8 protein-coding genes are annotated in these 9,802 nt (G+C 67.8%); 2 read left to right on the top strand and 6 right to left on the bottom strand.

The annotated features are described in order from the left end of the window. The 5 genes from C5E41_RS32305 to C5E41_RS32325 all read right to left on the bottom strand — a co-directional run. The coding region (locus tag C5E41_RS32305) for a serine/threonine-protein kinase (RefSeq protein WP_146097777.1) at nt 1–841 on the bottom strand (841 nt) is incomplete at its 3' end. A 76-nt stretch (nt 842–917) separates the two neighbouring features. Continuing rightward, entirely contained in the window at nt 918–2,162 is a 1,245-nt protein-coding gene (locus C5E41_RS32310) for a DUF7373 family lipoprotein (protein WP_104379470.1), read from the bottom strand. Then, complete coding sequence (locus C5E41_RS32315; RefSeq protein WP_104379471.1) at nt 2,159–3,367, bottom strand: DUF7373 family lipoprotein; 1,209 nt, start codon at nt 3,365–3,367, stop codon at nt 2,159–2,161. The genes C5E41_RS32310 and C5E41_RS32315 overlap by 4 nt, the downstream gene beginning before the upstream one ends. 139 nt (nt 3,368–3,506) lie before the next feature. Beyond that, entirely contained in the window at nt 3,507–4,919 is a 1,413-nt protein-coding gene (locus tag C5E41_RS32320) for a type VII secretion-associated protein (protein WP_104379472.1), read from the bottom strand. 74 nt (nt 4,920–4,993) lie between these two features. Further along, complete coding sequence (locus tag C5E41_RS32325; protein WP_104379473.1) at nt 4,994–6,193, bottom strand: DUF7373 family lipoprotein; 1,200 nt, start codon at nt 6,191–6,193, stop codon at nt 4,994–4,996. Between the two features lie 155 nt (nt 6,194–6,348). Between C5E41_RS32325 and C5E41_RS32330 the strand changes: the two genes are divergently transcribed. After that, entirely contained in the window at nt 6,349–7,647 is a 1,299-nt protein-coding gene (locus C5E41_RS32330; protein ID WP_104379474.1) for an FHA domain-containing protein, read from the top strand. Between the two features lie 108 nt (nt 7,648–7,755). Here C5E41_RS32330 and C5E41_RS32335 read toward each other — a convergent pair whose 3' ends face one another. Continuing rightward, a complete protein-coding gene (locus C5E41_RS32335) occupies nt 7,756–9,201 on the bottom strand; it encodes a metallopeptidase (RefSeq protein WP_104379475.1) in 1,446 nt (481 codons plus the stop codon). Nucleotides 9,202–9,312: 111 nt separating this feature from the next. On the opposite strand from C5E41_RS32335, the gene C5E41_RS32340 reads away from it, so the two are divergent. Continuing rightward, nucleotides 9,313–9,802: FHA domain-containing protein (locus C5E41_RS32340; RefSeq protein ID WP_146097778.1), on the top strand; the 490-nt coding region annotated here is incomplete at its 3' end.

Genomic DNA, 9,802 nt, shown 5'->3' on the forward strand with positions numbered 1-9,802 from the left:
GGGTGAGGGCGTTCGCGGCGGCGTCGGTGAGCTCGCGGCAGCTGCTGAAGCGGTCGGCGGGATTCTTCGCCAGGGCGCGCGCGAAGACGTGGTCGATCGCCGGTGGTAGCCCGGAATTGACGGCGGTGGCACGAGGCGGCGGCTCGTAGAGGTGCCCCATCATGACCATCGCGGGTTGGGTTGCGGGATACGGGTTCTGGCCGGTGATGAGCTTGTAGAACGCGCAACCCAGGCTGTAGATGTCGGCTCGGCTGTCGACCGCCATGCCTTGGAGTTGTTCCGGCGGCGCATAGGCGATCGTCGCGACGAAGCTGCCGGTCTGGGTGAGTTCGGTGGCATCGTCGGCGGATTTGGCGACACCGAAATCGGTGAGCAGGACGCGTTCCTCGTCATCGTCCTCGGGGGTCGACAGCAGGAAGTTCGCGGGTTTGACGTCGCGGTGCAGGAGTCCGCGGCGGTGCGCGTAGTCCAGGCCCTTACCGACCTCGGTGACGATGCGCAGGGCGCGTAGCGGAGTCATCGAATGCGGGTCGCGGGCCAGTTCGGCCGAAGCGTCGGTGCCGTCGACGTACTGCATGGCGATCCACAACTGGCCGTGCTCTTCACCGCGGTTGTAGACCGAGACGATATTCGGATGATCCAGGCCGGCAGCGAGATTGGCCTCGCGTTCGAATCTGCCCCGGAATTCGTGGTTGGACGACAGTTCACCGCTGAGCACCTTGATGGCGTCCATGCGGGGGAGGCTGGGATGTTTGGCGAGATACACCGTGCCCATCCCACCGGCGCCCAGCTGGCGAACGATCCGATACCCACCGACGATGGTGCCGGGACTCATCACCATCAGTAACAAACTCCTGGTAGTTCGGCGGGCCGCGTATCGTCGCGGAGCTTACTGGACTTCGAGGTGGGCGGTCGAGTCACGGCTGCCACTGGCTGTTGGCGAACAGGGCGTACTGCGCGGCCGCGCGTTGATGCACGTCGACCAGCTGATTCGAGGTCACATAGCCGACGTAGTTGCGGTAGGCGACGATGCAGGTATAGCGCTTCAGCCCGCTGTCGACGTTCTTCGTACCGTTCTCTACGCATGCCGAATCCGTGAGCTGGGGAACCGGATCGACGGCCGGGCCACCACCCTGGAAGATGACGCGATCGGTGACAGCCTTTTTCGCCGATGCGGCGTCGGCGGCGCGCAACACCAGAGCGTCGGAGGTTTTGGCGAATTCGTCGGCCTTCAGGGCGGCGACGCTCTGTGCGGCGGCCTTGCGATCGGACATGTAGTGCAGAATTCCGTGCGGACCGAATACGCCGTTGTCGTCGCCATATTGGGGACGCCCGGACTGACCGGTGTTGAGCGCCCGGCTGAGCAGGTAATCCGGATCCCAGGGAAGTTTGACCGTGTCCTCGTCGGAAATCGGCGGCAGCCGGTCCAGCTGGGGGAATTCGACGTCCAGTGCCTTCTCGGTGAGCGAGGTGAGGCTGTTCAGGTTCGGTGTCGGAGTGAGGGCCAGTACCGACACCACATAGGAGCCGTGCGCGAGGAAGGAGCGGATCGACGGTGTTCCGGGGAGCCAATGTGCGTGTGCGTCAGGGTATTTCGCGAGCGGCACCGACTGGTTCTGGTCTTTGTAGGCGTTGAAATCGGTGTTGTAGAAATCGGTGGCGGCGCGGGTGGCGCTTGCGGCGTCGTCGAACTGCATGACCGACAGTGCGAGCACGGTGGAATAGGGCTTCTCGGGTTTCGGCCAGCCGGCGAAACCCCAGCCCGCGTCCTTGTCACTGGCCGCGGTCGAGAATCCGTACACCATGCGGTCGCGCTTGGCGACGGCCTCCATATCGCTCTCGTTGCCGAGCGCATCGGGCAGGACGCCGGCGGAGAAACTGCCCGCTTTCTCGCGTTTCGTCAGCGACGGGTCGACCTGATCCGCGGTCACCACGTGCTCGGCGAGGCGCATGCCGGCGGCCGAGGGTGCGTTGACGAAGCCCGGCCGGTAGTCCACGTGGATATCGAGCGGCCGCACGTCGTAGTTGCCGACATCGAGCTTCCGGACGTCTATCTCCGACGGGCCGGCCCAGCCGCCGACGGTCGCGCCGCACCCGGTCGCCGTCAGGAGTCCAACGAGACAGGCCGCGGCGGCCGCCGCCCGGACGAATCGTGTGGTCATTTCGGATCCGCCTTCACCAGAATGGTGTACTGGGCCGAAATGCGTTGCTGCGCATCCAGTAACTGCTCACCCCAGGCCAGCGAGGCATATCTGCCGTAGTACACCGAGCAGTAGAAGCGGACGGCCAACATCTCCTGGCCGTTGTATTCCCGGCATTTCGCGACCGGAAGATTCCGCGGGGGCGCCGCCTGCTTGAAGTGTTTTTGCGCTCCGCTCAACTCGTCGCGAATATCCGCGGCGGCCGCGGCGTCGCGGGCTCGGTACAGTTCGTTGCCGTAGTCGGCGAAGCGGTCGACGCCGTCGCGGTCGTACCACGCCCGGGACTCGCCCGGATCACTACTGAAGTGCAGCCCGGCATGTCCGAGGTAGACCCCGGGCGGGTTGAGCCATTCGCCGGTAGCCTCCTTCGGCCGGATCATCGTCCGGCCGAGCATCCCGTCGATGTCGATCGGGTGGTCCATCAGTTTGTCCGGCGGTGTCGGCTGAAATTTCGCGAGCGCGGGCAGGATGGTGTCGAGACTTTTCTGCACGCGCGAGACGAGCGCCGGGAGATCGACCTTGTTGAACCAGTTCTTGGCCTGGTCGTAGACCGAGGTGTAGACCACCAGCCGACCCGCCGGATACCAGTTGTCGATCGCCTGTTTGGTCGGCACCCAATGCGCGTGCGCCAGCGAATAGTTGGGGATGGCGACCGCTTGGGTCTGCGGGTCCCGGCCGAAATCGCGCCGCTCCAGGGCCGCGGCGACCTCGGTCGCGCGCTGCTCGGTCGGGAAGATCATGGCCGCGTTGACCAGTTCGCTTCCCAGGTTGTCCGGGTCGTCGCGGCCGTAGGAGGCGAAGCCGCCGATCAGGTCCGGGGCGTCTTCGGCGAAGTTGCTCAGGTCGGTGAAGTCCTTCATCACCGACGTCTTCGGATCGAGGAAGACCAGGGTGTCGAGTTTGCCGGTATGGGTGAAGGCCGGGTCGATATCCATCGGCAGCGGCATCGCGCTGCCGAGTCGTTCCGCCTCGAAGAATGCGGCCTGACCGGGATTGGCGGGTTTGCCCATATCGCGCGGCGTGGCGTCGTACGGCCCCACGTCCAGACCGCTGAGATCGACGGTCGGCTCGGCGGCCGGAGCGGGAGTCGGGTCGGAGCCGCATCCCGTCGCGGCCAGCGCCAGCGCGGCTACGGCAGCGGCCAGCACACGCACGGAATTTCGCATAGTCCCCTCCCGCAGGCTCCACGCCGGTGAGCACACGTGCCTGCTCGGCCGACGCTGGGAAGAAGATAGCACCCGTCTCCGACGGGGTGCCCTTCACCGGCGGCGGTACCGATGTGCGGGCGTCGCCGTGGGCCGGGTCTCAGGCCCCCGTCCGCAGATCGCCGACGAACTTCTCGCATGCCGCGGCCATGGGCTGCCAACCCCCGGCAGGGTATTGGCAGCCGACGCTCACCTGCAGGCCGGAATCCACCAGAACCTGCCAGCGCACCGTGGTGCCGTCGCCGGGAGTTTCCTCGTAGGACAGCCCGGGGCGTCCGCCGAAGATGACGTTGCGCCGCAGCGGCCCGACCGTGCCGGCCGGTCGCTTGGCAATCTGGGTTTCGAGCGTGGCGGCGACGTCCTCGATGCCGGAACTCGCTGCGAGGTCCTTCTGGACCAGCGAAATGCGTTCGCGCGCACCGTCGTCCGGTGAGAAGTCGACCCGGGCGCCGGTGCGATTGCTGATATGCCAACCCGCCGGAACCACCGCGCCGACCCGCCCGAAGGTCTCCGTGGGGAGTGCCCGCGCCGCGGTCGGTGAGGCGACGGCGGACGGGTGCGTACCGGTGGATTCGGCCGTATGCGACTCGCCGCCGGATCGGGTCAGCACGACGGCGGCCGCCACCGCGGCGACGACCACCGTGAACACAGCCACGCCGATGAACAGTGGAGTGCGGCGCTTCGGCGCCGTCGCGGCCGCATGCTCATGCAGGGAGCCGACCCACGGTGCCCGCGGGGCGAACTGCGCGGGTTCGGTCGCGGGGGGCATCGCGGGCCCGCCCCGGACCAAGTCCACACCGGACATCGCGCGCAGGTCGACACCGAAGCCGTAGCGCCGGGAAAGTTCCGCGCGCATCGCGTCGAGCAGTGCGGGTTCGGCGGCACCGACGACCACGAGATAGCTGGGTTTGCGGCCACCGAGCAGTCGATCCACGACATCGACGACGGCCTCCACGCCGCGTCCCTCGGCCAGATCCGCGGATCCGATCGTCGGCTCGTATTCGCAGGCCTCGATCCAGGTCTCGGTGCCCGAACGGCCTGCGAGGGTGACGGTGGTGGTGAGCGGATTCAGTTCCACCACCGCGATGCGCTGCTGCTGCGAGGTGCTCGCGGACAGTCCGGCCACCCGCAATGCCAGCGGTTCGACGCTGATCTCGCCGGCCAGACGGCGGGCGCCCGCCTCGAGCGCGGCGCGGCGGCGCGTGCCCCACTCCGACGGGCTCACCACCGTGAGCCGTTCGCACGCGCTGGGCAGCCGCAGATTCGTCAGCACCGCGCCGAAGATCGCGGCGAAGGCGTCGGCGACGGTCGGCAGCATCGGGACGAAGGCGATGCGGTCGGCCGCGGCCAGCCGTACCACCGAGACGGCAGGGGAGGGTGGCTGAAGTGGTTCTCCCACAACGAGACTCGCACCGTCGCTGGCGGGGACCACCGAGGGAGCGCCGTCCCAATGAGTGGATTCGCCGCGTGCCCACAATCGGCTGTCGGTCAGTATCAGATCGACCGTGGACATCAGCTCCCCTTCCAGGCTGGGTCTCGCGGCATAGTACTCCAGCGCAGTGGCGCGCCCGCGCCGCCCAGGTGCGGTCAGAAGCTGTTGGCCAGCAACGCATACGCCGCGTCAACCCGCTGATCAATATCTTCGCGGCTGTTGGCGTTGACGACCTCCACGTATCGCCGGTAGGGCACGTAGCAGCGGAATTTGCTGTCCTTCTGGGGATCTCCCGAACTGTTGAGCGTCAGGCATTTGGCCCCGGGCACCGTCTTGGGCGCGTCGGCCGGCTCATACTGCTCACCCGAACTGGAGATCAGCCCTTTGATCATGCGCGCCCCGGCATCGGCGTCGCGGACGCGCAACACCGAGCTGTTGTCGGCGACGGCGATGGCATCCATGCCGGTGTCGTCGACGAGGCGCTGGCGTGTGGTCTCGTCGGAGGAGATGTGGACGAATGCCGGTGCGGCATAGACCGCGAAGCGATCGGCATCGGGGGTGCGGTTCGAGCGATCGCGCACGACGGCGCGGGCGAGCAGGCCGTCCGGATCCACCGGCAATGCGTCGAGGCCGCCGGCCGCCGTCGCTTGGAAGTGGTCGAGTGCCGGCACCTCGGCGTCGAGGGTCTTCTGGACCCAGGCGAGCAGATCGGCCTCCTCGGAGCGGGGTCGCTCGATGAACAGCGAGATCACGAACTGCTTGTAGGCCATGAAGGTGCCGATGGTGGGGATCCCCGGACGGTAGTGGATATAGGCGTCCGGGTATTTCGGCAGTGCGAGTTTGCGATTGAGGTCGGGTGCCACGCCGAAGTCGACATCCTCGAGTTCGCGCGCGGCCTGCCGGGCAGCGGACTCGTCCGGGAAGCGCAGCACCAGATCGGTGACCGAGGTCGCCGCTGCCGCGCTGTCCAGCGAGCCGGGCTTGTCGGAACCCGCCGCGACGTAGGCGACGATCATCTTGTTGCGGTCGAGCACCGGTTTGGAGACCGCGGCCAGCAGGCGGCGGGTGGCCTCGGTGCTGTCGGCGACGACTCGCCCGCCGGCGCCGATCGTCAGCGATGGGTCGATGCGAACGGCCGGGACCACGGCCTGCGACATCCGCATCCCCTCCGCCAGCGCGCCCTTGCTGCCCGCGGTGGCGTCGTAGCTGTGGCGGTCGACCGGGTACGGCCCGACGTCGAGCGTGCGGACATCGAGCTCGGCCGCGGTCGGGGTTCCCTGTACGCCGCAACCGGTCAGCACGGCCAGCAGTGCGGCACAGGTGAAAACCAGAGATCTGCGAATAGCTCGGTCCATGGACCGCCCCCCCTTCTCCCGGTGCTCTCTCCCGGTTCTCCGACATCGAAATTACCGGACCGGACCCGACAGCGGGGACTCGACGACAATGATTGCCTTAACCTTGTCCGTGTGTTGACCGCTGCGCTGATCTCGCTCGGAGGCCGATTCCGTTGATGGATCGGCAGGTCGAGGTTGTCGCCGGTAACCATGTCGTCGTGCGCGTCGCGGGGGCCGTCGTGGTTGTCGCGCATCGTGGTCGCGGCCGGGTTCACCCCGACGCACCGGCGATGCGCGCCGCCGAGGCGCTGGCGCAGTTGGTGTCCGAGGCGTCCGAGCATGCGCCGCAAGGACCCGGCCGGATCATCGCGCGCGAGGCCACCCGCTGGCTGATACGGGAGGCCGAACAGGTCGACGGCAGCCCGGTTGACCTGGGTATTCTTTCCAGTTCGGATACCGGTGGGGTGGCGATCTTCCTGCACGGGTCGGTTACCGCCGTACTGGCGGGCGCCCGGGGTGTCGAGTACTACCGCGGTGTGGATGCCGCCTTCACTGTCGACCGGTTCACCGAACCGCCTGCCCTCGCCGCGGCGCTGTTCATCGACGACGAGCGCGGCCGGATTCCGGAACTGCCCGAACGCGGCATCGGCTCCCTGGTGGAGGGCGTGGCAGCCGCCGCGGGTGCGGTGGTCTGGTTCGAGGGCGAGCGGACCCGCGCGCGTGATCGTGCCGCCCGTCCCGCCGCCGGTGCGCACCACCGCGCCGAGCCCTCGCCCACGTCGCAGTTGGAGGCGCAGCGGCCCGAACCGCAGCTGCCCCCACTCCCGACCGGACCGGACCGGACGCCGGAAGCCGATGCGCGGCAAGGGATATCACGTCCCGAACCGGCGGAGGATCCCCGGCTGGCCGAAACCCGGCTGCGCGGTACGAATCCCGCTCCCGGCCCCGATCCCGAACTGGAACGCCGAATGGAGGCGACCGCCCGCGCGACCTCGCTGACCGTGCGGGTGATGGGATTCACCTGCGCTCGTGCTCATCCCAGCGATCCACGCTCGGCGTTCTGCACGGTCTGCGGAATGCCGGTCGACCAGACCCAGCACCCGGTCGAGGTCGTCCGGCCGCCGCTGGGCATGCTCGTACTCGACGACGGCATGACCTATCTGCTCGCGGCCGACGCCGTGATCGGACGGGACCCGGAGAACTCGGAGGCCGCCCAGCGCGGTCTGGTGCCGGTCAAAATCGAGGACTCCTCCGGCGGAATGTCGCGGGCCCACGCCGAAATCCGGTTGATGAACTGGGATATCACCGTCGTGGATCGCGGCTCCACCAACGGCACCCGGGCCCGGCCGGCCGGCTATCGCGATTGGATTCGGCTGCAACCGAATCAGCCGATGGTGCTCGCGCACGGCTCGGAGATCATGCTCGGAAACCGTGTACTGCGATTGGAGCCGGCCGCGCCCCCGCCGTTCGGCTGAGCGCCCGTAGCGACGCGGCGGGAGACGGCAGCCTGCGTAACCACCGCGGTCGCCATCGGAGGTCGCCATAGGGGGTCGCCATAGGAGGTCGCCATCGGAGGCGGCGTGTCAGGAGTAACGCGCCTCGCAGATCTCCTGCGTGCCCAGCACGCCGGCCCGGAACGCGTCCACCCGGGAAAAGCCGCTCGGCACGGTCTTGCCTTCCACATCGCTGGCCGCCAGCCCATCGCTGAGCAGTCCCGAAACCGCCTTGTCGAGATCGCCGGGAGACAGCGCGATATCGCCCTGACCGGCATCACGATGCGGATCGGCGAGCTTCGCGGTGATCACGCCCGACAGACAGGCGGCCCGCAGACCGGTCTTCGCTCCGGTCAACTGCTGGTGCGCGTTGCGCTGGACCGCGAGCGCGTAGCGCGAGACGAACACGACGTAGGCGTTGTAGTCGCCGCCGACGCGAGTCGGAAAGCCGTCCTGCTCATCGGTATTCGCCGCGCCGCGCTGCGCGAGGGCCGGGATGTCGGTGCCGATCGTATTCGTCGCGGGGCAGTAGGTGACGGGCACGGTGTCGGCGCCGTTGCTGCAGTGCATGAGGGCGCCGTGATAGTCGTAGGTCGGTTCGGACGGGATCGGCATGATCGCCGCCATCGCCTTGCTCAACTCCTTGAGACTGTCCTTGGTGATCGCCAGTTCGCCGCGATTGACGTCGTCGCCGAAGGACTGCGGCAGATTCTTGCGGCGGCGATCGATGTCCTTCATGTCGATCGCCTTGCAGCCCTTCGGACCGTCGGTGAAACCGATCTGGACCGCGGTCACCCGCTCGAAGGCCGAGCCGTGCACCGATTCCGGATCCTCGGGATTGGCGTCGCGGATGGCGACCGTCGCGGCCAGCACGTTGTTGAGGCCGTCGGAGGTGTTGATCGTGAAATGCGCGGCCTTGTCCTCGGCGACGTGACGCATGAACGCCCCGGCGAAACAGTCGGCCTGCTGCTCCTTCACGATGACCGGATCCTTGGCGGTGACGATGCGCGACATCGTCTGAACGGCGTGGCCGTACTCGTGCGCGAGCACCATCACCACGGCCATCTTCCCGAAGCTGTCCTGCATCATCGGCAGCAGTACGCCGCGGTCCCAGCCGACGGAATTGTCCAGCCGGCAGTAGGCCGCGTTGACCAGGTGGTAGGTCGTGTCCTTACAGAACTGCGTCTCCTGCGAGCGCGGCGCCTTCGCGCTCCAGGAATAGAACTTGGTGACCGGGGTGAAGTCGCCCTCGAACTCGTTGTGATACTCGCCGCGCCAATAACTTTGAATGTCGTCGATGGCATTGAGCGCCAACGTGTCGACCGCGCCCTTGTCACCGCCCGTCGCGGTCAGCGCGGAATCGGGAACACCGGAACGAGGACCGCTGGGGCCGCTGGTGGTGGGCAGCCCGGCAACCTGGAACGGGTCGTCGTAGATGGATACCGCGTGCCCACCGGTTGTCATGGTGCACCCGGCCAGTAGACCGACCGTTAGCACCAGTACGGCGAGGGTCGCCGTCACCGGGCGTTTCGCCATCTCCCCATCCCTCCCCGGGCCGGTAGTCGCTGCGTCACCTGCGCCGCCCCCGGCGATCGGGGGCACGTTCGAGCCCCACCGATGTCACGGCCATCGCATATTATCCGGCTCATGTCATTACCGGGGGCGCAGAAGATCACCGTGCGCCATGAGGGAACCGATCGGATCTTCGAAAACACTCAGCAGGTGACCCTGGGCCGCGCGCCCGAGGTGACGGTGTTCGTCGACAGTCCGCTGGTCTCTCGTGTGCACGCGACACTTGGCTGGCAGGGGGGCGCCTGGGTGCTCTCCGACAACGGCAGTACCAACGGGGTTTTCGTGGACGCCCAGCGGATCACGCGTCCCGTTCCGGTGGATCGGCCGATGCTGGTCCGGCTCGGCGACGCGATTACGGGGCCGCTGGTTCATCTGCTGCCGGAGGCGCAATTCCGGCCGCCCGCGCCGCCCACCCGGGCGCAGTCGGCGGGGCCGCCGGCGAATTCGTCCGGCCGGGACGCCGCCTCCCGGCCGGACAGTCCGCCCCAAGGTCGACCGCCAGGGGGTGGGCCGCGGGGGGAAGGACCGCGCGGCCCACCCCCTGGCGGTCGACCTTGGGGCGGAC

This window comes from Nocardia nova (assembly GCF_002933465.1).
GTDB lineage: Bacteria > Actinomycetota > Actinomycetes > Mycobacteriales > Mycobacteriaceae > Nocardia > Nocardia nova_B.

Excerpts from the sequence above, each read along its gene's own strand:
- C5E41_RS32310 (WP_104379470.1), bottom strand. The coding sequence starts at position 2,162 with ATGACCACACGATTCGTCCGGGCGGCGGCCGCCGCGGCCTGTCTCGTT.
- C5E41_RS32315 (WP_104379471.1), bottom strand. The coding sequence starts at position 3,367 with ATGCGAAATTCCGTGCGTGTGCTGGCCGCTGCCGTAGCCGCGCTGGCG.
- C5E41_RS32320 (WP_104379472.1), bottom strand. The coding sequence starts at position 4,919 with ATGTCCACGGTCGATCTGATACTGACCGACAGCCGATTGTGGGCACGC.
- C5E41_RS32325 (WP_104379473.1), bottom strand. The coding sequence starts at position 6,193 with ATGGACCGAGCTATTCGCAGATCTCTGGTTTTCACCTGTGCCGCACTG.
- C5E41_RS32330 (WP_104379474.1), top strand. The coding sequence starts at position 6,349 with ATGGATCGGCAGGTCGAGGTTGTCGCCGGTAACCATGTCGTCGTGCGC.
- C5E41_RS32335 (WP_104379475.1), bottom strand. The coding sequence starts at position 9,201 with ATGGCGAAACGCCCGGTGACGGCGACCCTCGCCGTACTGGTGCTAACG.